This window comes from Saccharopolyspora karakumensis (genome assembly GCF_004349225.1).
Taxonomy (GTDB): domain Bacteria; phylum Actinomycetota; class Actinomycetes; order Mycobacteriales; family Pseudonocardiaceae; genus Saccharopolyspora; species Saccharopolyspora endophytica.
Genome location: NZ_SMLA01000030.1, coordinates 1 through 21,951, shown reverse-complemented (window position 1 = coordinate 21,951; position 21,951 = coordinate 1). Strand labels below are relative to the sequence as shown.

General features: G+C 70.9%; 25 protein-coding genes. 15 read left to right on the top strand and 10 right to left on the bottom strand.

All coding sequences use genetic code 11. The features are described 5' to 3' along the window. The first annotated feature begins 227 nt into the window (after positions 1-227). The 6 genes from E1202_RS19160 to dapC all read left to right on the top strand — a co-directional run bounded on the left by E1202_RS19160 (position 228) and on the right by dapC (position 5,930). Entirely contained in the window at positions 228-1,979 is a 1,752-nt protein-coding gene (locus E1202_RS19160; RefSeq protein ID WP_132684521.1) for an ABC transporter family substrate-binding protein, read from the top strand. A gap of 250 nt (positions 1,980-2,229) precedes the next feature. Continuing rightward, positions 2,230-3,141: an N-acetyl-1-D-myo-inositol-2-amino-2-deoxy-alpha-D-glucopyranoside deacetylase gene (gene mshB, locus E1202_RS19155; protein ID WP_132684520.1), complete on the top strand. Its 912-nt coding sequence runs from the start codon at positions 2,230-2,232 to the stop codon at positions 3,139-3,141. 11 nt (positions 3,142-3,152) lie between these two features. After that, on the top strand, positions 3,153-3,500 hold the full coding sequence (locus tag E1202_RS19150) for a hypothetical protein (protein WP_132684558.1): 348 nt from the start codon (positions 3,153-3,155) through the stop codon (positions 3,498-3,500). A gap of 98 nt (positions 3,501-3,598) precedes the next feature. Further along, positions 3,599-4,357, top strand: coding sequence for a hypothetical protein (locus E1202_RS19145; RefSeq protein ID WP_132684519.1), 759 nt, complete (start codon positions 3,599-3,601; stop codon positions 4,355-4,357). 140 nt (positions 4,358-4,497) lie between these two features. Then, positions 4,498-4,818 (top strand): ferredoxin, encoded by a 321-nt coding sequence (fdxA, locus tag E1202_RS19140; protein ID WP_132619637.1) that lies wholly within the window; start codon positions 4,498-4,500, stop codon positions 4,816-4,818. Further along, positions 4,815-5,930 (top strand): succinyldiaminopimelate transaminase, encoded by a 1,116-nt coding sequence (gene dapC, locus E1202_RS19135; RefSeq protein ID WP_132684518.1) that lies wholly within the window; start codon positions 4,815-4,817, stop codon positions 5,928-5,930. Before fdxA ends, dapC begins: the two co-directional genes overlap by 4 nt. A 24-nt stretch (positions 5,931-5,954) precedes the next feature. Here dapC and E1202_RS19130 read toward each other — a convergent pair whose 3' ends face one another. The 7 genes from E1202_RS19130 to E1202_RS19100 all read right to left on the bottom strand — a co-directional run bounded on the left by E1202_RS19130 (position 5,955) and on the right by E1202_RS19100 (position 11,581). Beyond that, entirely contained in the window at positions 5,955-6,878 is a 924-nt protein-coding gene (locus tag E1202_RS19130) for a CHAD domain-containing protein (RefSeq protein WP_132684517.1), read from the bottom strand. Between the two features lie 173 nt (positions 6,879-7,051). Further along, complete coding sequence (dapD, locus tag E1202_RS19125; RefSeq protein ID WP_132684516.1) at positions 7,052-8,038, bottom strand: 2,3,4,5-tetrahydropyridine-2,6-dicarboxylate N-succinyltransferase; 987 nt, start codon at positions 8,036-8,038, stop codon at positions 7,052-7,054. A gap of 53 nt (positions 8,039-8,091) precedes the next feature. Next, the gene (locus E1202_RS19120; RefSeq protein ID WP_132684515.1) at positions 8,092-8,526 is read right to left on the bottom strand and encodes an LppA family lipoprotein; all 435 of its coding nucleotides are present in this window, start codon (positions 8,524-8,526) and stop codon (positions 8,092-8,094) included. 110 nt (positions 8,527-8,636) lie between these two features. Then, positions 8,637-8,972, bottom strand: coding sequence for a hypothetical protein (locus E1202_RS19115; RefSeq protein WP_132684514.1), 336 nt, complete (start codon positions 8,970-8,972; stop codon positions 8,637-8,639). A 4-nt stretch (positions 8,973-8,976) separates the two neighbouring features. Then, the gene (locus E1202_RS19110) at positions 8,977-9,501 is read right to left on the bottom strand and encodes an LppA family lipoprotein (protein WP_165943907.1); all 525 of its coding nucleotides are present in this window, start codon (positions 9,499-9,501) and stop codon (positions 8,977-8,979) included. Further along, positions 9,501-11,282, bottom strand: a complete 1,782-nt coding sequence (locus E1202_RS19105) for an alpha/beta hydrolase (RefSeq protein WP_132684512.1) — start codon at positions 11,280-11,282, stop codon at positions 9,501-9,503. Before E1202_RS19105 ends, E1202_RS19110 begins: the two co-directional genes overlap by 1 nt. 5 nt (positions 11,283-11,287) lie before the next feature. Beyond that, positions 11,288-11,581, bottom strand: coding sequence for a hypothetical protein (locus E1202_RS19100; protein WP_132684511.1), 294 nt, complete (start codon positions 11,579-11,581; stop codon positions 11,288-11,290). Between the two features lie 128 nt (positions 11,582-11,709). Here E1202_RS19100 and dapE point away from each other — a divergent pair, with 128 nt between their 5' ends. Continuing rightward, positions 11,710-12,786 (top strand): succinyl-diaminopimelate desuccinylase, encoded by a 1,077-nt coding sequence (gene dapE / locus E1202_RS19095; protein WP_132684510.1) that lies wholly within the window; start codon positions 11,710-11,712, stop codon positions 12,784-12,786. An 87-nt stretch (positions 12,787-12,873) separates the two neighbouring features. On the opposite strand, the gene E1202_RS19090 is transcribed toward dapE, so the two are convergent. Further along, positions 12,874-13,839, bottom strand: a complete 966-nt coding sequence (locus tag E1202_RS19090; protein ID WP_235878661.1) for a slipin family protein — start codon at positions 13,837-13,839, stop codon at positions 12,874-12,876. Between the two features lie 233 nt (positions 13,840-14,072). Between E1202_RS19090 and E1202_RS19085 the strand changes: the two genes are divergently transcribed. Both E1202_RS19085 and E1202_RS19080 read left to right on the top strand, forming a co-directional pair. Continuing rightward, positions 14,073-14,858 (top strand): LOG family protein, encoded by a 786-nt coding sequence (locus E1202_RS19085; RefSeq protein ID WP_132684509.1) that lies wholly within the window; start codon positions 14,073-14,075, stop codon positions 14,856-14,858. After that, on the top strand, positions 14,855-15,397 hold the full coding sequence (locus E1202_RS19080) for an LOG family protein (protein ID WP_132684508.1): 543 nt from the start codon (positions 14,855-14,857) through the stop codon (positions 15,395-15,397). Before E1202_RS19085 ends, E1202_RS19080 begins: the two co-directional genes overlap by 4 nt. Before the next feature lie 6 nt (positions 15,398-15,403). Here E1202_RS19080 and E1202_RS19075 read toward each other — a convergent pair whose 3' ends face one another. Then, positions 15,404-15,757: a hypothetical protein gene (locus E1202_RS19075; RefSeq protein ID WP_132684507.1), complete on the bottom strand. Its 354-nt coding sequence runs from the start codon at positions 15,755-15,757 to the stop codon at positions 15,404-15,406. Positions 15,758-15,986: 229 nt separating this feature from the next. On the opposite strand from E1202_RS19075, the gene E1202_RS19070 reads away from it, so the two are divergent. The 3 genes from E1202_RS19070 (at position 15,987) to E1202_RS19060 (ending at position 17,321) form a co-directional block, all read left to right on the top strand. Continuing rightward, positions 15,987-16,316 carry a PadR family transcriptional regulator gene (locus E1202_RS19070; RefSeq protein WP_132619663.1) on the top strand — a complete coding sequence of 110 codons (330 nt, stop codon included), beginning with the start codon at positions 15,987-15,989 and terminating at the stop codon, positions 16,314-16,316. 77 nt (positions 16,317-16,393) lie between these two features. Further along, the gene (locus E1202_RS19065) at positions 16,394-16,750 is read left to right on the top strand and encodes a DivIVA domain-containing protein (protein WP_132684506.1); all 357 of its coding nucleotides are present in this window, start codon (positions 16,394-16,396) and stop codon (positions 16,748-16,750) included. Next, positions 16,743-17,321 carry a DNA-3-methyladenine glycosylase I gene (locus tag E1202_RS19060; RefSeq protein ID WP_132684505.1) on the top strand — a complete coding sequence of 193 codons (579 nt, stop codon included), beginning with the start codon at positions 16,743-16,745 and terminating at the stop codon, positions 17,319-17,321. The genes E1202_RS19065 and E1202_RS19060 overlap by 8 nt, the downstream gene beginning before the upstream one ends. Before the next feature lie 128 nt (positions 17,322-17,449). Here the strand turns inward: E1202_RS19060 and E1202_RS19055 are convergent, their stop codons facing one another. After that, positions 17,450-18,232, bottom strand: a complete 783-nt coding sequence (locus E1202_RS19055; RefSeq protein ID WP_132619669.1) for an enoyl-CoA hydratase-related protein — start codon at positions 18,230-18,232, stop codon at positions 17,450-17,452. 375 nt (positions 18,233-18,607) lie between these two features. On the opposite strand from E1202_RS19055, the gene E1202_RS19050 reads away from it, so the two are divergent. The 3 genes from E1202_RS19050 to E1202_RS19040 all read left to right on the top strand — a co-directional run bounded on the left by E1202_RS19050 (position 18,608) and on the right by E1202_RS19040 (position 21,805). Next, positions 18,608-18,775, top strand: a complete 168-nt coding sequence (locus E1202_RS19050) for a DUF3117 domain-containing protein (RefSeq protein ID WP_009949794.1) — start codon at positions 18,608-18,610, stop codon at positions 18,773-18,775. Positions 18,776-19,019: 244 nt separating this feature from the next. Then, positions 19,020-20,552 carry a leucyl aminopeptidase family protein gene (locus E1202_RS19045; RefSeq protein WP_408006845.1) on the top strand — a complete coding sequence of 511 codons (1,533 nt, stop codon included), beginning with the start codon at positions 19,020-19,022 and terminating at the stop codon, positions 20,550-20,552. Positions 20,553-20,725: 173 nt separating this feature from the next. Further along, complete coding sequence (locus E1202_RS19040; protein WP_268952345.1) at positions 20,726-21,805, top strand: MFS transporter; 1,080 nt, start codon at positions 20,726-20,728, stop codon at positions 21,803-21,805. Positions 21,806-21,951 lie beyond the last annotated feature (146 nt).

Sequence of the window (21,951 nt, the reverse complement as noted above, 5' to 3'; positions counted from 1 at the left end):
CTGCTCAGGTGGGGTAAAGAGGAAGCGCCTTGGGCGTTCGCCCGACGGTGCGGTGGCTTGCCTGACGGTGGTGGTTCCTGGCGTTGGTGGACCCCGGGGACGATCATCGGGTCGGTTGCGGAACCATGGGGGGCTCTCGCGCGTCCTGCGTTCGGATGATGTCGTCCGGACCCGAGGCGCGTGGCCCGGGGTGATCCTCCGGCGGCCGATGTGAGGGGAGGTTCGGCGTGACCCAGGGTCGACGCCGCGCACTGGGCGCGGTTCCCCTGCTGGTGACCGTCGTCAGCCTGGTCGCGGGCTGCACGGACGCTCCGCCACCGCAGTTGGTGGAGCCGGGTCCGACGACCAGCGCACCCAGCACGAGCACTCCCGCGCAGCCGATGCCGATCGAGGTCGTCGTCGGCGTCGACGAGCTCGAAGGCGGGTTCAACCCGCACACCCTCGCCGACCTGTCGCCGACGAGCTCCGCGCTCGCCGGGCTGATGCTGCCCTCGGTGTTCCGGCCCGGCCAGGACGGCGCGTTGCAGCTCGACACCAACTTGATGGAGTCCGCCGAGGTCGTCCCGGACGCGGAGAAGTTCACCGTCCGGTACCGGATCAAGCGGCAGGCCAGCTGGTCCGACGGCGCCCCGATCGCCGCCGAGGACTTCGTCTACCTGTGGGAACAGCTCCGCTCCCAGCCCGGGGTCGCGGACCCGGCCGGCTACCGGCTGATCGACGACGTCGCCTCCAGGCAGGGCGGCAAGACCGTCGACGTCACCTTCAGCAAGCCCTTCGCGGGATGGCAGACGCTGTTCAACAACCTGCTGCCCGCTCACCTGCTGCGCGCCGCGCCGCGCGGCTGGGGAACCGTCCTCGACGACGGCTACCCGGCTTCGGGCGGCCCGTTCGCGATCCGGCAGATCGACCTGGACCGCGGCGAGATCATCCTGGAGCGCAACGACCGCTACTGGGGTCCGCCCGCGCAGTCCGACCGGATCGTGCTCCGCGCCATCGACGAGGCCCGCCAGGTCGAGGCGCTGCGCAGCGGCGACAGCCACCTGGCGCTGTTCAGCGCCGACGCCGGGACCGTGCGGTCGCTGCGCGACCTGGGCGACCAGGTGCAGATGATGACCGTTCCGCGCCCGGCGACGATGGAGATGCTGCTGCGGCAGGACAGCCGCGCGCTCGCCGACGTCAAGGTCCGGCAAGCCGTGCTGGCCGCGCTGGACCGCCCCGCGCTGATCGAGGCGGGAACCGGCGGCGGGCCCGGCGAGCAGTTGCAGGCGCACGCGCAGGTCCTCGCGCCGTCCGAGCACGGCTACACGCCGACCGAACCCGCCGGTGCGCTGTCGAAACGTCCCGATCCGGCGCAGGTCGAGCGACTGCTCACCGAAGCCGGGTACCAGCGCACGGGCGGTTCGTGGCTCCGCGACGGACGCCCGCTGAACCTGGTGATCGCCGCGCCCTTCGAGCACGAGGGCTACATCAGCATCGCCGAAGCCGCGGCCCAGCAGCTCCGCGCGCAGGGCATCCAGGCCACCGTGGTCACGCCGACCGGGGACCAGCTCTTCGGCGACATGCTCGCCACCGATCCGCACTCCGCCGAGGCGGGAACCTCCGGCACCGTCGACATGGCGGTGGCGCCGCGCCCGGCAGGCGGCGATCCCGCCGCCACCATGGCCTCGTCCTACGGCTGCCCGGGTGTGGACCCGGACAGCGAGCAGCCGCTGCCCTACAACGCGGCCGGATTCTGCGACGAGCTCCTGCAGCCCACGATCGACGCGGCCCTGTCCGGCCGGATGTCGTTCCAGCAGGCGTCGGCGAACGTCGAATCCGTGCTGTGGCGGGACGCGATCGCGCTGCCGCTCTACCAGCAGGCGCAGGTCCTCGCGCTGAGCAACGAGGCCACCGGCGTCCAGGCGGGCAACGGGTTCGCCGGGCCGTTCTCCACGGCAGCGCAATGGCTGGGAACACCAGCAGAGAACGACGGCTATTGATTTTTGGGATCAGCCGCGGTCCTTCTGCTCAGCGGTGCGGGTGGCGGAACTGACACGCCCTCTGGCGCCGGGATCCGCGACTTGAGTATGAACGGATACGCGGCGCTGCGGCTGTCCTCCCCAGAAGACGTGTCAGAACCCGCGGCGGTGCCGGTTGCTCGGGTGGGGTACTGAGAAGGCACCTTCGGTGCTTGCCTGACGGTGGGTGGGCGTTGGTGGTTGCTTGCGGGGTGGCGATTAGGCTGGAGCGGTGACGCTGACGGCCCCACCGCGGTTGCTGCTGGTACACGCGCATCCAGACGACGAGACGCTGTGGACCGGCGGGACCATCGCCCGCTACGCCGCCCGCGGCGTTCAGGTCTACGTGGTGACCTGCACCCTCGGTGAGGAGGGCGAGGTCATCCCGGAGAGCTTGCAGGGGCTGGTGTCGGATCAAGCCGACCAGCTCGGCGGCTACCGGGTCGGTGAACTCCGCTCTGCCTGCGCCGCGCTGCGGGTCGCCGACCAGCGGTTCCTGGGCGGCGTCGGTCGGTGGCGCGACTCCGGGATGCTCTGGGAGCAGCCCGGCCAGGCGACCGCCCGCCCCGACGCCCATCCGCGCGCCTTCGCCATCGGCGACCGCGAACCGCAGGTCGCGGCGCTGGCGGACATCCTCGACGAGGTCAAGCCGCAGGTCGTCGTGACCTACGCCGAGGACGGCGGTTACGGGCACCCGGACCACATCCGCGCCCACGAGATCACGCGCGCGGCGGTCGAGCGCGTCCCGGACGTGGACCGGCTGTTCTACGCGGTGCCCTCGCGCGATGCGCTGGCCGCGGGCCTGGCCGATCTCGCGCGTTCCGACGACCTGCCCTTCGACCTGCCCGAACCGCACGAGCTGGCCAGCGTCGCCGACGAGACGATCACCACCGTCATCGACATCGCCGAGCACCTGCCCGCCAAGATCAGCGCGCTGCGGGCGCACGGCACCCAGGTCAAGGTCTGGGTCGAGCAGTGGCGCAACGGCGACGGCGTCGCCTCCTACGCGCTGTCCAACGGCGTGGCCCACCCGGTGGTGACCACCGAGCACTACGTCCTGGCCACCGGTCCGTCCGAGGGCTGCGAGGCGGACCTGTTCGGCGGGCTCGGGGTGAGCGGCACCGAACCGGTGGGGGACCGGTGACGCGCCGGGAGATGACCCTGTTCGGCTTCCTGCTGCTCGACGCGGTCCTGCTGGCGATCCTGGAGCTCATGTACCTGCCGCTCTACATCGGCTCGGTGCAGTTCCCGATCACCGCCGCCGTGGCGGCCGTGACGACTCCGCTGCTGGTCGCCGAGGCCGGCCGGATCTCCCGGAGCCGCCGCGTCGCGGGCGCACCGCTGGTCCTGTGGTTCGCGGTGGTGCTGGTGTTCGGCGTGTTCGGGCCCGGCGGTGACGTCGTGCTGCTCGGCAGCGACTGGCGCACCCTGCTGCTCATCGCCGGAGGCGCCCTGCCCAGCGCCATGATGCTCGGCATCGTCCTCGCCAAGCCCGCGCGCTGATCTTCTCGGGGCGTACCGGGGATTTCGTGTGGGCGAACACCGCGTTCTCACGCCCGATCGGCGGCCCCGGTTCGGCAGAATGGGCTCCGGGAGGACCCATGGCCGAAGTGTTGACCGATGAACGCGTCGCAGCCGTGCTGCGGCCGTTCGTGCGGGCCGCGACGCCCGTGCTCGCCGCGCTGCGCGAAGCCGACCCCGTTCGGCTGCGCGGGCGGGAGATCGACGCCCTGGGCGACGGGGCGATCCACAAGCTGCTGCGGCAGCTCGACTCGATGCAGCTGCCCGGCAGCTCCACCTGGGACGCGATGAGCATCGACGAGCGCTGCGACTGGTGGACGCTGCGCGTCGGCCGGTTCCTGGCCCTGGCGGCCGGGCTGCCGCGGTTCGGCGGGGCGATCACGTCCCGGCTGCCGATGCGCAACGCCCTGGGCATCACCGGGCAGAGCCTGGTGCTGTGCGCGATTGCGGGCGAGCGCGGGGTGACCGATTCCGCCGTCAAGGTCCAGCTGATCGCCGAGGTGCTGCTGGGGCGGAAGATCAGCCGCGAGCTGGCCGCCGGATCCGCCGAGGACGACGCGCGCACGCAGGAGCTCACCGAGGACATCGACGCCTCGAAGCGCAAGCACGGCAAGGCGACCGTGAAGGCCGTCGTGCGCACGGTGTGGCGCATGGCACGTGCGGTGTGGGAGTTCGATTCCGAACTCGACAAGAGGCCCCAGGGACGGCTGCACCACCAGCTTCTGGGGAACCTTCCCGTGGTGGGTGTTGTCGGTGGTTACCTGGGAGAACGTTCGGCCCTCAAGCGGATCGGCCGGAAGGGTGCGGAGTGGTTGCACCAGAACGGTTTACGCCGTTAACGCCCCCGGCGTAGAGTCGTCGGGACTCCCGAGCTGTGGGACCAGTTACGCGCTCAGGGGGGTCCGAGAGATACTGTCAGCAGTCGCGCCAGGAGATTCCTGAGCGTGCGTTGGACAACGCTTCGAGCAGGAGTGCAACCGTGACCTACGTGATCGCCGAGCCCTGCGTGGACGTGCTCGACAAGGCATGCATCGAAGAGTGCCCCGTCGATTGCATCTACGAGGGCGGGCGGATGCTCTACATCCACCCCGATGAGTGCGTCGACTGCGGTGCCTGCGAGCCGGTCTGCCCGGTCGAGGCCATCTACTACGAAGACGACGTGCCGGACGAGTGGGCCGCCTACACGAAGGCGAACGTGGACTTCTTCGACGAGCTCGGCTCGCCGGGTGGCGCCGCGAAGGTGGGCAAGGTCAACAAGGACGTCGAGCCCGTCACGAGCCTGCCGCCTCAGGGCGAATGAGTTCCGCGACAGGCCCGGGCGCAGCCGCGTCCGGGCCACGGCTTCCTGACTTCCCCTGGGACTCGCTGGCACCGCACAAGGCGACCGCCAACGCCCACCCGGACGGCATCGTCGATCTGTCCGTGGGCACCCCGGTCGACCCGGTTCCGGCGAAGCTCCAGGAGGCTCTCTCCACCGTGGCGGAGGTACCGGGCTACCCGGCCACGCACGGCACACCGGCCCTGCGCGAAGCGGCCGTGGAGTCGCTGCGCAGGCGCTACGGCATCACCGGTCTCGAACCGGACGCGGTGCTGCCGACCATCGGTTCCAAGGAACTGGTCGCCTGGCTGCCGACGCTGCTGGGCGTGCGTCCCGGCGACGTCGTCGCCATCCCGGACCTGGCCTACCCGACCTACGAGGTCGGCGCGAAGATCGCCGGCGCCGAGGTCGTCCGGCTCGCCCCCGGCGAGCTGCCGCCCGCCGGGACCAGGCTGCTGTGGCTGAACTCGCCGTCCAACCCGACCGGACGCGTGCTCACCGCCGACGAGCTCGGCCGCATGGTGCGCGCCGCCCAGGACATGGGCGCCGTGGTGGCCTCCGACGAGTGCTACCTGGCGCTGGGCTGGGACGCCGAGCCGGTCTCGGTGCTGCACCCCTCGGTCGGCGCCGCGCGCGACGGCCTGCTGGCCGTGCACTCGCTGTCGAAGTCGTCGAACCTGGCCGGCTACCGGGCCGGGTTCGTCACCGGTGATCCGGCGCTGGTCGCGCGGCTGCTGGAGCTGCGCAAGCACGCCGGGATGATCGTTCCGCGCCCCGTCCAGGAGGCGGTCACCGCCGCGCTGCGCGACGACGAGCACGTCGCCGATCAGCGCGAGCTCTACGCCGCCCGCCGCGCGGTGCTGCGTCCCGCGCTGGAATCGGCCGGGTTCACCATCGAGCACTCGCAAGCCGGGCTGTACCTGTGGTCGACCCGGGGCGAGGACGCCTGGGCGACGGTGGAATGGCTCGCGCAGCGGGGGATCCTCGCCGCCCCGGGCACGTTCTACGGTCCCGACGGCGCTCGCCACGTCCGCATCGCGATGACGGCCACCGACGAGCGGATCGCCACCGCGGCGAAGCGCTTGGGCTCCTGACCGGACCAGAACCGCCGGCCGGTCTCACACCTCGGCCGCCGCTGCGCCGAGGGCGTACCAGGACTCCGGCCACCGAGCGCGGCGGTCTGCTTTGCGGACCTCCTCGCGTTCCACGAGACGTCCTGCGGCGAAGGCGATTCCGGCATCAGGGCGCGGCCCGAAGCCGTCCAGCAGCGCCCGGATCCGCTCCTCCGCCACGCAGGCGTCCTGGTGCTCGCCGAGGACGTCCTGGAAACCCTTGGTGGCCTTGATCAGCCGTTTCACCGGGGCGCCGAGCAGCGGTTCGGCGAGCTCGGCGGTGTAGCGGACGGCCTTGCCGTCGATGCGCAGCGCGTGCAGCTCGGCGTCGGCGGGCTCGGGCGGAAGCCGTTCGACGGCCTTGCGCAGCTTGCCGAACTGACTCCGCACCAGGCGGCGCAGCTGCGACGCGGCGTCCACATCGGAACCCCTGCCGGGAAGTTCCCGCGTGGCGCGGGCCAGCAGCTCCAGCAGCTCCTGGTAGCGATCGCTGTCCAGCGCGGACAGCATGTCCGCCCTGGCGCGCAGGTATTCGGGGTCGAGGCCGGAGACCAGCTGCTCGGCGGCTCCGCGCTCGGTCCCGGGGAGGCCGGTGAACTCGGAGCGGAGCCGTTCCAGCAGCACGTCCAGGTCCCGCACCGGGCCGAGAGCCCTGCCCAGCCAGCCCAGCTCGGCGCGCAGCCGCTCGGACTCGTCGCGGTCCAGGAACGGCCGCGCCGAGCGCAGCATCGCCCGCATCCGCCGCACCGACACCCGCATCTGGTGCAGCTCCTCGGGGTCCTCCCCGACGCGCGTCCCGGCCTCGTGCGCCCGCAGCGCCCGCAACCGCGCGTCCAGCCCGGCGCGGACGTGAGCCGCGATCGACGCCTCGCGCCCCACCACCACGGGCTCGGCGGAGAGCACGTCCTCCAGGAGCCGGGAAACAGCCATCACCCATGCTAAAACGGACAACTCACCCGGCAGCCTGCGCCGAACGGACCAAAATCAGCGGAAAGGGCCCCTCCCACCTGCGGTGAGAGGGGCCCTTCTCAGTTCGAGCTCCGGAGCCGGGCGGCGTCTCGGAGCTACCCGCTCGGCCGCGCAAGACGACCAGCGGCACACGATCAGTCGTTGGCGTGCAGCGCGGCGTTGAGCTCCACCTTGCCGCCGGAGCGGGTGGTGACCTCGACGGCGCCGGTGGTGGAGTTGCGGCGGAACAGCAGGCCGTCGTTGCCGGAGACCTCGGAGGCCTTGGTGAGCGTGCCGTCCGGCAGCGTGATCTTGGTGCCGGCCGTGACGTACAGGCCCGCCTCGACGACGCAGTCGTCGCCCAGCGAGATGCCGATGCCGCCGTTGGCGCCGATCAGGCAGCGCTCACCGATGGAGATGACCTCCTTGCCGCCGCCGGACAGCGTGCCCATGATCGACGCGCCGCCGCCGACGTCCGAACCGTCGCCGACCACGACACCGGCCGAGATGCGGCCCTCCACCATGGACGCGCCGAGCGTCCCGGCGTTGAAGTTCACGAAGCCCTCGTGCATCACGGTCGTGCCGCTGGCCAGGTGGGCGCCCAGCCGGACCCGGTCCGCGTCGCCGATGCGCACGCCGGAGGGCACCACGTAGTCGACCATGCGCGGGAACTTGTCGATGCTGTAGACCGTCACCGGGCCGCGCGCCCGCAGCCGCAGCCGGGTCGCCTCGAAGCCCTCCACCGGGCACGGCCCGTGGTTGGTCCACACGACGTTGGCCAGCAGGCCGAACTGACCGTCGAGGCTCACCCCGTGCGGGTGCACGAGGCGGTGCGACAGCAGGTGAAGTCGCAGGTAGACGTCGTGCGCGTCGGCCGGGGCGTCGGCCAGCTTGGCGATGTCGACGCGGACCGCGATGACCTCGACGCCGCGGGCGTCATCCCGCCCGAGCAGCGCGACACCGGCCTCGCCGAGGGACTCGGAGGCCTGCTCCGCGGTCAGCTTGGTCGTGCCGGACTGGCCCGACTCGCTCAGCTTGACGGTGGGGAACCAGGTGTCGAGAACCGTGCCGTCGTCGGTCACGGTCGCCAGGCCCACGCCGTGGGCACCCGTGGTCTGCGGGTCGGGGATGTTCGCGCTCATGCCCAAAACGGTAATCGGCAACGCGGCGCTCGGCCCGCACGGGGTGGGGCGTTCTAGTTCTTCAGCACACCCGGGAGGTGACATCCGGTGGTGACCGTCAGGATCGTGCCGCGCGAGGTGCCGAAGGTGTAGACCGCGCCGTAGGAGTCGTTGCCGGTGATCTCGTGATCGCCCGTGCGGTTGACGATGATCTCCGGTTCGCCGAAGCCGTACTCCGCGGTGATCGACCGGACGATGGACACCGCGCTCTGCCAGTCCACGTCGGCGACCGGCTGCGCGGCCCGCCAGGACTGCAGCACCCGGCTCTCGGCGTCGGCACCGGCGAACTCCGAGCAGTCCACCTTCGTCTCGGGAGACGACACCGTCCAGTGCAGCGGCCCGACCAGGCGATCGAGCAGGTCTCTCAAACGCTGCTGCATCTGCTCGTACTGCGCGCTGATCTGCTCGATGCTCGGACGCTGCTGAAGCGCACTTCGCGGGTCCAACACGGGTACCCCCGTCACGGTCGGACGTAGATCCGGACGTAGAGAAATGATGCCGGATAGCCGATCTTGACCGGACCCGGCACCCCCTCTGAGTTCCCTGTGAGCCTCGACACTCAACCGAACAGGTTCAGCACGACGCCCATCAGCACCAGCGCGACCAGCGGTCCGGCCAGCAGCCCCAGCAGCCCGACGACCACCGCGGTGCCCGTCGAGCCCGGCCGCCGAACCCGGAACCACAGCAACACCGGACCGGCCAGCAGCACGAGCACGGACACCGCCGTGGCGACCCCGGCGGGCGTGCAGCCGCCGTGCCCGCCCGGGTGGCACGGCACGGCCGCGCTCCAGATGCCGACGAACGCGGTGAAGGCCGCGAGCGGCAGCGCGGCGAGCGTGGCCAGCACGGCGAAGACCACCGCCGCCGTGCGGCCGCTGGTGTCGGGTGCGCTCACGACCTCACCCCTTCGCCGACTGCAGCAGGTGACACCCGGTCCGCACGCTCAGGACGGTGTGCACCTTGCTGGCGAAGCTCAGTTCGGCTCCGAAGGAGTCGGTGAGCACGATGCTGTGGTTCCCCGGCCGCTCCAGCACCACCTCCACAGCTCCAAATCCGTATGCGCCCGCGACCTCGGCGACGATCTGCTGGGCTCGTGCCCAACGGTCGTCCGAAATCTGCCCCTGGTAGGACCACCGGTTGAGGGTGTGCTGCTCGGCGGTGGCTGGTAGGTCGGTTCCCTTGCACCCGGAACGCAGGAAGTCGCCTTGGTCCACCCAGTCAGTGGCGAAGCCGAGCTCGGTCGACAGGCGATCGCGCAGTTTCGACTGCATCTCGCTGTAGCGAGCGGTGACCTCTTCCATCGGGGGCCGCTGCTGGAGGGTTTCCACGTCCATCTCGTCCTTGTCGTCGAACGGATCGCCTGCGTTGTCCACGCACCCCGTGGTGAGCAGGGCGCAGAGCAGCAACAGCACGAGCCTTTTCATCAGAAGACGTCCTTGGCCTTGTCGATGGTCCATCCGATGCCGTCACCGACGCCGTCGACCACCTTCTCGCCGGTGTCGACAGCGGTCTCAGCACTGTCGATGACGGTCTTGGTGCCTTGCGAGATGACGTCGCCGGCTCCCGGGTCGCTGCCGTGCTGGATGTTGTCCGGCAGGCCTGCCGCCACGGCGGCGACGTTGTGCTGACTGGTCGTGTCCTCGTTGAGGTAGTCGCTGTGCCCGGTAACGCCCTCGCCGTAGCGTGAGTCCTCCGTGGACAGATCCCGGTAGCCGTCCTGGTGGGTCAGGTCGTCACCGAACCGGCCGAGGTCGGCGACCGGATCCCATTTGGCTTCCATGCGGTAGGCGTGGCCTTCGGGGACGTGCAGGTCCTTCACCGAGTCGGCCCCTGATCCCGGAGAGCCGTACAGAACGGCGTCGTCGACGCCGTGGCCGCCCTGTTGCAGGGCGTAGCCGGTCGTCGTCGACCCGTAGGAGTGGCCGATCGCGGTGAGGTGCGGGTCCTCGTCGCGGGAGGCGTTGATTCCGCCGAGGAACCCGTTCAGCTTCTTGCCGCCTTCCTCGGCGGACTGCGCGCTGGCCACGGAATCCCGTTCGTCGCCCACCACGTCGGCCATCGATTCGTCGATCTGCGGTGCCTCGTAGCCGATCCAGGTCACCGCCGCTACCGATTCGTCCTCGCCTTCGGTGGCGAGCTGGTTCCTGGCATCCTGCACCAGCTTGGCCATGTCGTTGTCGTAGCCGCTCAGGCTGCCATCGACCGTGCTGGTCAGGCCGGGGGTGAAAACCGAGACGTGGTCGGCGGAATCGACGTCACCCACCGCCACGGCAGCCTTCATCCGCTCGCCGCCACTGTCGAGGACCAACAGCTGTCGGTCACCCTTGTCCAGGGTCTCCTCGACCTTGTCCAACGACTTGAGCTTGGCGTCGAGGCCGTCGAACTCCTTCTGCTCTGAGTCCGAGAGTTCGCCCTTGCGTGCGAGCTCGGTCTTGCGTGCGCGCAGCGCGGTGCGCTCGTCGCTGATGCGGTCCCGGTTGGCCTTGTCGCGAATCGTTGCCGGGATGCCGTCGAGGTTGCCCAGCATCTTCGGGGTCGTCTCCAGCACCGCTGCGCGCTGGTCGTCAGACAGCGACGTCCACCAGTCCGACACCGCCTGAGGCGAGGTGCCCGCGGGCTTTCCGGCGGAGGCGGCGAGTGCCTCCAGCTCGTCGGTCTCGGCCGCGTCGGCCAGTGATGTGCCCTCGCCGGGTTTGATCTGGTCCTCGTCCGCGGCGGTGAGGGCCTTGGCGAGTTCGGCGTCGATGGCTTCGGCCTGGTCGAGGATCTTCTCGATCTCGGCGACCAGGTCGTCGCGGACGCGGGTGCGTTCGGCCTTGACCTGGTCCAGCTGGTCGGCCGGGATGTTCTGGGGCGGGGCGACGTCGCGGACGCCGCCGTCCTCGGTGATCTGGAAGCCGTGGGCGTGGGCCTCGTGGTCGGTCGTGTCGACGCGGCGCTTGAGCGCGGTGACGTCGTCGGCGGCGGTGGCGACCGCCGCCCGGACCGTGGCCACCTCGGCGACCAGCGAGCGCATGTCCTCCATCAGCCGCCGGTGCTGCTCGGCGGAGCGCTGGGCGGCCTCGCCGGTCCAGCCGTCGGGGTTGCGGGCGCCGTCGAGCTCGTCCTGCAGGTTGATCAACTCGTCCCGGCGCTTGCCGAGATCGCTGTGCACCGCGTCGAGGCGGTCGGCGTTCCAGCGCCGCACGTCGGCGTAGCTGACCATCCCGTTCACCGCCCGGCCGCGTCGATGGCGCGGGCGTTGTCGGAATCGCTGCGCTCGTAGGTCTTCGCGGACGCCGCCAGCGATTCGCCGTGCGCGGTCGCCGCGTCGCTCCACGTCGTGAGCGCGCGCTGCCAGCTCTGGGCGACCCGGGTGGCCGCGCCCTCGCTCTTCCCGCCGGGGAGAGCTCCGGCGATGTCGCCCGCCGGTTCGCCGAGCTTGATCCGCGCCGCCTGCTCACCGGCGAGGTCCGCGCTGCGCCCCGCCTGGTGCAGCGCTTCCGGTTCCGCCCTCAACCCCATGTCAGCCTCCGCGAGCCCACCAGTTCGATGCGGGAGCCTAGCCCGCTGATCACCGGTTCGATGGGGGTTCGGCCGATCCGGTTCCCACCGATGGGGCTCGCGCAGGTCAGCGGGGTAGCCTGCCGGTCGTGACCGCTTCGTTGGACCTCACGTCGGACCCCGTCGAGCTGACCGCCGCGCTGGTGGACATCCCCAGCGTGTCCGGGTCGGAGAAGAACATCGCGGACGCGGTGGAGGAGGCGCTGCGCGCGCAGGCCCCGCACCTGGAGGTGGTCCGCAACGGCGAAGCCGTGCTGGCGCGCACCCACCTCGGCCGCGACACCCGCGTCGTGCTGGCCGGGCACCTCGACACCGTGCCGATCAACGACAACCTGCCGTCCCGGCGCACCGGGTCCGGTGACGACGAGCTGCTGCACGGCTGCGGCACCACCGACATGAAGAGCGGCGACGCCGTGATGCTGCACCTGGCGGCCACGCTCACCGAACCGCGTCACGACCTGACCTTCGTGTTCTACGACTGCGAGGAGATCGAGGCCGAGCGCAACGGCCTCGGCCGCATCGAGCGCGAGCTGCCCGAATGGCTCGACGGCGATCTGGCGGTGGTGTGCGAGCCGTCCAACGCGGCGATCGAAGCGGGCTGCCAGGGCACCATCCGCGTCGAGGTCCGCACGACCGGCACCCGCGCGCACACCGCCCGCGCGTGGATGGGGGAGAACGCCATCCACGCCGCGCAGCCGATCCTGCAGCGGCTGGTGGACCACACGCCGCGCAACCCGGTGATCGACGGGCTCCAGTACCGCGAGGGGCTGCAGGCCGTGAAGATCACCGGCGGGATCGCGGGCAACGTCGTCCCGGACTCCTGCGTGGTGACCGTCAACCACCGCTTCGCCCCCGACAAGTCCGCCGAGCAGGCCGAGGCCGAGCTGCGGGAGCTGTTCTCCGGCTACGAGGTCGTGGTCACCGACCTGTCAGCGGGCGCTCTCCCGGGCCTGACGTCCCCGGCCGCCGCGCAGCTGGTCGAGGCGTCGAACTCCGAGCCGGTCGCCAAGCTCGGCTGGACCGACGTCGCCCGCTTCGCCGCCCGAGGCCTCCCCGCGGTCAACTTCGGGCCCGGCAACCCCACCCTCGCCCACACCCAGCAAGAGCACGTCCGCACCACCGAGATCCGCCACTGCGCCAACACCCTCCACCGCTTCCTCTCCTGACCCCCGCACCCGGGATAACCGGATTACGGCCGTGTTCAGGTGCCGGAATACGGCCGTATTCGGGTCACCCCCGCTGGGGCCGAGGGGTCAGGCCGTGCCCAGGACCTCGGTTTCGGTGGGTTCTTCGGTGGCGCGTTGCTTGGGCAGGGCCGGTGCGGGGGTGGGTTCTTCCGGGAGTTCGGCGGCTTGGCGTTCGGCTTCGGTGAGTTCCGCGGCCTCGGTGAGGTCCGGGGATTCGGTGAGGCTCGTGGCTTCGGGTTCTTCCGGTTCTTCGGTGCGGGTTCGGGGTTCCCCGGCGGCCGGCTGGTGGATGCGGTCGACGAACTGCAGGAGTTCCACCGGGAACGGCAGGACCAGGGTCGAGTTCTTCTCGGCCGCCACCTCCACGACCGTCTCCAGGAGCCGCAGCTGCAGCGCGGCCGGGGTGTCGGCCATGACGTGCGCGGCCTCGGAGAGCTTGCGGGAGGCCTGGTACTCGCCGTCGGCGGAGATCACCCGCGAGCGGCGTTCGCGTTCGGCTTCGGCCTGGCGGGCGATGGAGCGCTTCATCGACTCCGGCAGCGAGACGTCCTTGATCTCCACCCGGTCGATGTGCACGCCCCAGCCCAGCGCCGGGCTGTCGATCATCAGCTCCAGGCCCTGGTTGAGCCGTTCGCGGTTGGACAGCAGGTCGTCGAGGTCGCTCTTGCCGATGATCGACCGCAGCGAGGTCTGCGCGACCTGGCCCACGGCGAACAGGTAGTCCTCGACGTTGACCACGGCGCGCGCCGCGTCCTCGACCCGGAAGTAGACCACCGCGTCCACCCGGACCGTGACGTTGTCGCGCGTGATGCCCTCCTGCGCGGGCACGGGCATCGTGACGATCTGCAGGTTGACCTTCTGCAACCGGTCCACGCCGGGAACGATCATGGTGATGCCGGGACCGCGAGTGCGTTCCTGCAGCCGACCGAAGCGGAACACGACGCCCCGCTCGTACTGCTTGACGACCTTGGCGCTCGCGGCGACGCAGACGACACCGACCACGAGGATTGCGATGAGCAGTTCGATGAGCATGACCGGCTCCCGGGCTCGCGGAGGAACGGCCCGACGGCGCCCGAACGCCTGCGTAGATCGCGGAGCAGATCTGCGTGTCGCGCCCGGCTCGCGTCGCCGGCGCCGCTAGATCTTTTCTTTCGATCGTACGCCGCGAGACCGCCCTGTGAATCCCCCGTGAACAGGCATTTCACCCGGGCTGTGCCGCGGCGGGGCGGTTCCGAGAACGATCGGTGCGTGCGTAGGCTCGACGCATGACAGTCGATGGCCAGTGGGGTGAACCCAACGGTGCGGAACGTCCGCACGAGAAGCAACGCGGCCCCGTGGTGCTGCGCCGCTCGCGGCTGAGCGAGCCGACCACCACCGACCAGCGCCTGCTGGACTCGAGAGGTCCCTCCGACTGGGTGCACACCGACCCGTGGCGGGTGCTGCGCATCCAGGCCGAGTTCGTCGAGGGCTTCGGCGCGCTGGCCGAGGTGCCGCGCGCGGTCACCGTCTTCGGTTCCGCCCGCACCCCGCGGGAGCACCCCGAGTACGCCGCCGGCGTGGAGCTGGGCCGGGCGCTCGCGGGCATCGGTTGCGCGGCCATCACCGGCGGCGGCCCGGGCACGATGGAGGCCGTCAACCGCGGAGCCTCGGAGGCCGGTGGCCTGTCGATCGGCCTGGGCATCGAGCTGCCCTTCGAGCAGGGCCTGAACCCGTGGGTGGACCTGGGCGTCAACTTCCGGTACTTCTTCGTCCGCAAGACGATGTTCATGAAGTACGCGCAGGCGTTCATCTGCCTGCCAGGCGGTTTCGGCACCATGGACGAGCTGTTCGAGGCGCTGACCCTGGTGCAGACCAAGAAGGTCACCAAGTTCCCGGTGGTGCTGTTCGGCAGCGACTACTGGCAGGGCTTGTACGACTGGATCCGGGACCGGATGCTCGAAGGCGGCAAGATCGGCGAGCAGGACATGGCGTTGCTGCACGTCACCGACGACGTCGACGACGCGGTGTCGATCGTGCAGGAGGCGTACGGGGCGTGGGAGGCGGCGCATTGAGCACGAACGTGTCGGTCTGCGTCTACTGCGCGTCCGGGCCGGTGCCGCAGCACTACTTGGACCTGGCCGCCGAGGTGGGCCGGAAGATCGCCAAGCGCGGCTGGACCTTGGTCTCCGGCGGCGGCAAGGTCTCGATGATGGGTGAGATCGCCCGCGCGGTTCGCGCCGATGGCGGTCGCACCATCGGCGTCATCCCGCGCGCTCTGGTCGACCGCGAGGTCGGTGACACCGACTCCGACGAGCTGCTGGTCGTGGACACGATGCGCGAGCGCAAGGGCCTCATGGACGCCCACGCCAACGCGTTCCTGACGTTGCCCGGCGGCATCGGGACCTGCGAGGAGCTCTTCGAGGTCTGGACTGCCCGGTACCTGGGCATGCACAGCAAGCCGGTGGTGCTGCTGGACCCCGACGGGCACTTCCAGGGCCTGCTGGACTGGCTCCACAGCATGGTGAGCACCGGTTTCGCCTCGCAGAGCTCGCTGGACGTGCTGACCGTGACCGCCGATGTCGACGAGGCGCTGGACGCCCTGGTCGCCTGAGCGAGGTCAGGACGCGCCGACCGCCGTGCGGATCAGGTGGGTGAGCGCAGGCAGCGGGATGTCCGGGCGGACCTCGCCGAGCACCGGCGCGAGCCGGATCCAGAACGACTGGACGCGGGGAGCGCTGGGCCGCTCGGTGGCCAGCTCGTCGACGAGCTCGGCGAGCCGCCACTTCGCCTCGTCGAGGTCCAGGCTCGGCTCGGGGTGCTGGTCGAGGACCTCGACGAGCGAGTTCAGGTAGACGCGGATCTGGTCCAGGGCGGACAGCTGGGCCGCGTGCTCGGAGTCGTCCCGGCGGTTCGGGGCGCTCCGGGCGAGCAGGCCGGATCCGTTGGTCGTGTCGGCTTCGCGGTCGGCCACGGGTATCGGCTCCTGATCGGATCGGCCGGGGGAGAGCGGGTCTCCGTTTCTCGATCTCCGAGTGTGCTCGGTTCAGCCGATCGGGAGCCTCCGTTCGGGTCCACGCCACCCGAACGGCCGACTCACGTTGTTGTGATTCACATCATGCGGGTCCTGATCGCGAAAGGACCTTCGTCCTCTTGTGTGGAGGCGGTGACAGTGCAGGGAAATATCCGTAGAGTCACTACCTGTGAAGGCTGATGCGCTCCGCGGCCACTTGGACGCCCTGCTCCTGGCCACCCTCGACGGCAAGGCGTTGCACGGTTACGCGATCATCGAGGCTTTGCAGGATCGCAGTGGTGGCGCCCTCGACCTCCCCACCGGCACGGTCTACCCGGCGCTGCGCAGACTCGAGCGAGCCGGTTTCGTGCAGAGCTCCTGGAGCACCGTCGGCGGACGCCAGCGGCGCACGTACCGGCTCACCCAGGCGGGATCCCAGACCCTCCAGGCGGAACGCCGCGCCTGGCGGGAGTTCACCCACGCCATCGAAGGCGTCCTGACCGCCCCGGCCAAGACCTGACGGCCGCCTCAGCGGCGGATCCGTTCCGGTCTCCGGCTGTCTGACGGGCGGTCGGTGGGGCGTGCCACGATTGGTTCGTGGCTAGTGCGCTCATTTACCTGTTCGTGGTGCTGGCGGTCGCGGCCGTGGTGTACCTGCTGGCTTCGCTGGTCTTCGGACGCGGCGAGCAGCTCGCGCCGTTGCCGCCCGGCTCCACGCCCACCCGGCTGCCCTCCGCCGACGTCGAGGGCTCCGACGTGCGCGCGGTCCGGTTCCAGCAGGTCCTGCGGGGCTACAAGGTCGCCGAGGTCGACTGGGTGCTGGACCGGCTGGCCGGTGAGCTCGACGAGCTGCACGGCCGGATCGCGGTCCTGGAGCGCCAGCTCGACGCCGCCGGGCAGGAACTGGACAAGGCCCGCAGCGCGGTGACCGAAGGCGGTGCCGAGGATGAGTGACGGCGCGGCGGTCATCGGCGAGGACGGCCGCGCGCGGTGCCCCTGGGGCGCCGCGCAGCCGGACTACATCGCCTACCACGACCAGGAGTGGGGCTTCCCGCTGCGCGGTGAACCGGAGCTCTACGAGCGGATCACCCTGGAGTCGTTCCAGTCCGGCCTGTCCTGGCTGACGATCCTGCGCAAGCGGCCCGCGTTCCGAGAGGCGTTCGCGAGCTTCGACCCGGCCGCCGTCGCCCGGTTCGGCGAGGACGACCGGCAGCGGCTCCTGGCCGACGCGTCGATCGTCCGCAACCGGGCCAAGGTCGACGCCGCCATCACCAACGCCCGCGCCGTCCTGGAGCTGGATCAGCCGCTCGACGACCTCCTCTGGTCGTTCGCCCCGCCGCCGCGCCCGGACTCCGAACGCCCGGTCAAGCTCGGCGACGTCCCCGCCATCACCGACGAGTCCAAGGCGATGGCCAAGGAGCTCAAGCGCCGCGGCTTCGTCTTCGTCGGCCCCACCACCTGCTACGCCCTCATGCAGGCCACGGGGATGGTCGACGACCACCTCAAGGACTGCTGGCGAGCTTGACCCCCGGCGGTGACGCGATTTCAGTGGAACTCGGGTCCCCGATCTCAGTGGAGACCGGGAACCGGATTTCAGGGGAAGTCAGGTTCCGGACTCCAGGGGAAACGCGTCACCACCGGTGGGTCGGCGGATCAGCGACCGGTGAAGTTCGGAGTCCGCTTCTCCACGAAGGCGGCGACCGCTTCCTTGTGGTCGGCGGTGAGGCCGGCTTCGTTCTGGGCGCCCGCCTCGACGGCCAGCGCCTCGTCGAGGGCCTCGGCGGAGGCGGCCTGGACGGCCTCCTTGATGCGCGCGTAGGCGAAGGTCGGGCCCGCGGCCATCCGCGTCGCCAGCTCCATCGCGACGGTCAGCGCGTCGTCGACGACCTGGTTGACCATGCCGATGCGCAGCGCCTCGTCGGCGGGCACCGGCTGCGCCAGCAGCAGCATCTCCATCGCCCGGCCGTAACCGATCAGCCGCGGAAGCGTCCAGGACGCGCCGGAGTCGGTCGACAGGCCGACGTTGGCGAAGGCCATCAGGAACTTCGACCCGGTCGCGGCGATCCGCAGGTCGCTGGCGTAGGCCAGTGACGCGCCCGCGCCCGCGGCGGTGCCGTTCACGGCGGCGATCACGGGCTTGGGCATGGTCGCCAGCGCCTTGGTGATCGGGTTGTAGTGCTCCTCGACGGTCTTCAGCGGGCTCGGGTCGCCGGTGGACAGGAGCTCGATGTGCTCCTTGAGGTCCTGGCCCGCGCAGAACGCCTTGCCCGAGCCGGTGATCACCAGGGCTCGGACCGAGTCGTCCGCCGCGGCCTCGCGCAGGGCCGTCAGCAGCGCCTGCTTGAGCTCGATGTTGAGCGAGTTGAACGACTCAGGGCGGTTCAACGTGAGCAGCCGCACACCCGCGGTGTCCTCGGTCAGCAGTACGTCGGTCACTCCAAGCTCCTTGCCTTGACGTCCGTTGTGGCGGGTCGCGCGAGCACTTCCACTGTGGACCGCGCGGCCGGCGCGCCGTCCCGGGTGGACGGTGTCCCCGCTGGTCGACGGGATGGCCGCCGCGAGATCGGTGACACGCCGGAGCGAAACGACTCCTCACGGTGATCGCGGAAGCCTCCCGCGATGTGCCGAACGGCGTCGAAACACCCCACACGAACGGTGAGTCTGCCAGCCGTCGGCGATATTCGACCAGCGCACGGGCGACACGAGTTGATCGGTTCGGTTTCGTCCATGCCTCGGGATAGGGGAGAATGGGCGTGGACCCGAACTGGTTGTGGCGACCAGCGGGGGAAGATTTCACGGAGGGAGCACGCTATGGCGGCCATGAAGCCCCGGACCGGTGACGGTCCCCTCGAGGTGACTAAGGAGGGACGCGGCATTGTGATGCGCGTTCCGCTTGAGGGTGGTGGGCGGCTCGTCGTCGAGATGTCGGTCGAGGAGGCCAAGAACCTGGGCGACGCCCTGGAGTCGGCTACCGGCTGAGGCCGCCAGGCGGCTCGGGACGCGCTGCCGGCCGGACCCGGTCACGGCGCCTCCCGGCCGAGGCGACAACTCATGATCACGTCGACGAGTGGCGAGAACGCTTCGCCGCTGTCGGGCCCCGGTGCCGAGCGCGGTGCCGGGGCCCTCGTCGGCACCAGTTCGAGTTCGCACGGCCAGGCCCGTGCAGGAAGGTCTTCTCGTGCCCGGTTCCTCCGTGTTCCGTTCCGCCCAGCCCGCCCGCGGGGTGGAGCCCGAGCTGCCCGTGATCCCGACCGCTCTGGTCGAAGTGGACGTGGTGCAGAGGTGGCGGGACGGAGTTCCTGGCGCGACGGCGGTCTTCGACGGCGAGGCCGGCCCGGACCTGGCCGCTGCGGCCGAACCGTTCTCTGTGGACGCCGAGGTGCTCACCGCGATCGGCGCGTCCGCGTCGGCCGGTGACGCGAAGGCGTTCCCGCTGCGCTCCGGCGGCACCGGCTGGGTCGTCGGCGTGGGTTCCGGCGAGCCGGCGAAGTGGCGCACCGCTGGTGCGGCGCTGGCCCGCTCGGTGCGCGACCGCCTCTCCAACGCCGTCGACGCCGAGTCCGAGCCGGGTGATCTCGGCGAGGCGTCCGACGCCGACTACCTGCAGGTCCAGCTGCCCGCCGACGCCGGTGACGAGCTGGTCGGCGAACTGACCCTCGGCCTGGCGCTCGGCGGGTACCGCTTCAAGGTGACCGCTGATCCCGCGCCGCCGCGCCTGCGCAAGGTCCTGCTGGTCGCGCCGGAGGGCGCCGACGTCGCCGCGCTGCGCGAGTCGGTGCGCCGCGCGCGCGAACTGGCGGCGGCCACCGCGCTGGCCCGCGACCTGGCCAACGCTCCTTCCAACGTCAAGGACCCGGCCTGGTTCACCGGGCTGGCCGCCGAGCTCGCGGGTCCGGTCCCGAACCTGACCGCGACCGTGCGGGACGAGAAGTGGCTGGCCGACAACGGTTTCGGCGGCATCCTCGCGGTCGGCGGCGGTTCGTCGCGCCCGCCGCGACTCCTCCAGCTCGACTACCGGCCGCAGGACGCGACCGGGCCGCACCTGGTGCTGGTCGGCAAGGGCATCACCTTCGACACCGGCGGCATCTCGCTCAAACCCGCCGACGGCATGCACCTGATGCGCACCGACATGTCGGGTGGCGCGGCGGTCATCGGCGCCCTGCTGGCGATCGCCCGGCTCGGTCTGCCGGTGAAGGTGACCGGCCTGGTGCCCTCCGCCGAGAACCACGTCTCCGGCACCGCGTACCGGCCCGGCGACGTCGTCCGGCACTACGGCGGGAAGACCACCGAGGTCGGCAACACCGACGCCGAGGGGCGGATGGTGCTGGCCGACGCCATGGCCTACGCCGTGGACAAGCTCCAGCCCGATCTTCTGGTGGACGTCGCGACGCTGACCGGGGCGATGAAGGTCGCGCTCGGGCTGCGCACCGGCGGCCTGCTGGCCACCGACGACGAGCTGGCCGAGCGGATCACCGAGGCCGGTGCCCGGGTCGGTGAGACCTGGTGGCGGATGCCGCTGCTGGAGGACCACGCCGACGCCGTCGAGGGCTCGCTCTCCGACGTCAAGCAGACCCCGGCCGGCCCCGGTGGCATCACCGCCGCGCTGTTCCTGCGCGAGTTCACCAGCGGTACCCGCTGGGCGCACCTGGACATCGCGGGTCCCGCGCGGGCGGACAAGGACTACTCCGAGGTGACCGTCGGCGGGACGGGCTTCGCCGCTCGCACCCTCGCCGAGCTGGCCGCTTCGCTGGCCTGAGTCGCTCGCCACCGGTGATGACCGGCACGCTCGCGGGCGTCGGTGATCGGTTGGTGTTTAACGTCTAAACCATGGTGTCGGCTGGACGTTTGCGCAGGATCCGGTTCGCGCTGCTGCTCGGCGCGCTGGCCCTGTTCGCCCTGTTCTACGCACCGCAGCCGGTGCTGCCGTAGCTGGCGGACGAGTACGGCCTGAGCCCGGGCGCGGCCGCGCTGCTGGTGTCGGCCGCGACGCTCGGGCTGGCGGTCTCGGCGATCCCGCTGGGCACGCTGTCCGAGGCGATCGGCCGCCGCCGCACCATGATCACGACGCTGGTCATCGCCGAAGCCCTCGGGCTCGTGCTGCCGTGGGTGCACTCGTTCCCGCTGATGGTCGGGATCCGGCTGGTGCAGGGCGCGGCCATCGCCGGGCTCGCCGCCGTCGCGACCGCCTACTTGGCGGACGAGACCGGCGGCGTGCGGCTCGGCACCACCGTCGGCCTCTACGTCGCCGGGACCACCATCGGCGGCATGACCGGCCGGCTGCTCGGAGGCATCGTCGGCGACTTCTGGGGCTGGTCCGGCGGCGTGCTCGCGGTGGCCCTGCTCGCCGCCGTGTGCACCGTCGCGTTCGTCGTCCTGCTGCCGACCGAACGGCACCACCAGCGACAACCTCTGCGGTGGAAACCGCTGCTCGGCGGCCTGAGCGCGGCGCTGCGCGACCCGGGGCTGTCCCCGCCGTACCTGGTCGCAGCGCTGGGCATGGGCAGCTTCGTGACGGTCTACAACGTGCTCGGCTTCCGCATCACGGCTCCGCCGCTGCTGCTGCCCCCGGCACTGGCCGCACTGGCGTTCCTCGCCTACGCCGCGGGCACCGTCACCTCGGCGCTGGCCGGGCGCGCGGCCGATCGCTGGGGGCGCGTGCGGGTGCTGCTGAGCAGCCTCGCGGTCACCGTCGCCGGTCTCCTGCTGATGCTGCCGGACTCGGTGCCGGTGATCCTGGTCGGACTCGTGATCTTCACCGGAGGCTTCTTCGGCGCGCACTCGGTCGCGAACGGCTGGGTCGGGACCCGGGCCTCCAAGCAGGCGCGAGGCCAGGCGTCCGCCCTCTACCAGCTCGCCTACTACGGCGGCAGCAGCATCGGCGGAGTTCTCGGCGGCATCGCCTACGGCGCCTGGGGCTGGTCCGGCATGACCCTCCTGCTCACGGCCTGGCTCGCCCTGGCCGCAATCGCAGTCCTGTTCTCCCGCCCCCGCACCACCCCAGGAGGGTGACCCGATTTCAGTGGACATCAGACCCAGGTTTCCACTGAATCCGGACCCGGGTTTCCGCTGAAATCGGGTCGAGCCGGACGGGTGTGCTCTTGGGGGAGGGGAGGGCGAGGGAGAACGCCTGGTCAGGTGGCGTCTGTGTCGTACGG

Bases quoted from the DNA above. Each gene is read 5' to 3' on its own strand.
- E1202_RS19150 (WP_132684558.1), top strand. From the start codon at position 3,153: ATGACCCTGTTCGGCTTCCTGCTGCTCGACGCGGTCCTGCTGGCGATC.
- E1202_RS19145 (WP_132684519.1), top strand. From the start codon at position 3,599: ATGGCCGAAGTGTTGACCGATGAACGCGTCGCAGCCGTGCTGCGGCCG.
- dapC (WP_132684518.1), top strand. From the start codon at position 4,815: ATGAGTTCCGCGACAGGCCCGGGCGCAGCCGCGTCCGGGCCACGGCTT.
- E1202_RS19130 (WP_132684517.1), bottom strand. From the start codon at position 6,878: ATGGCTGTTTCCCGGCTCCTGGAGGACGTGCTCTCCGCCGAGCCCGTG.
- dapD (WP_132684516.1), bottom strand. From the start codon at position 8,038: ATGAGCGCGAACATCCCCGACCCGCAGACCACGGGTGCCCACGGCGTG.
- E1202_RS19110 (WP_165943907.1), bottom strand. From the start codon at position 9,501: ATGAAAAGGCTCGTGCTGTTGCTGCTCTGCGCCCTGCTCACCACGGGG.
- E1202_RS19105 (WP_132684512.1), bottom strand. From the start codon at position 11,282: ATGGTCAGCTACGCCGACGTGCGGCGCTGGAACGCCGACCGCCTCGAC.
- E1202_RS19100 (WP_132684511.1), bottom strand. From the start codon at position 11,581: ATGGGGTTGAGGGCGGAACCGGAAGCGCTGCACCAGGCGGGGCGCAGC.
- E1202_RS19090 (WP_235878661.1), bottom strand. From the start codon at position 13,839: ATGCTCATCGAACTGCTCATCGCAATCCTCGTGGTCGGTGTCGTCTGC.
- E1202_RS19085 (WP_132684509.1), top strand. From the start codon at position 14,073: ATGACAGTCGATGGCCAGTGGGGTGAACCCAACGGTGCGGAACGTCCG.
- E1202_RS19060 (WP_132684505.1), top strand. From the start codon at position 16,743: ATGAGTGACGGCGCGGCGGTCATCGGCGAGGACGGCCGCGCGCGGTGC.
- E1202_RS19050 (WP_009949794.1), top strand. From the start codon at position 18,608: ATGGCGGCCATGAAGCCCCGGACCGGTGACGGTCCCCTCGAGGTGACT.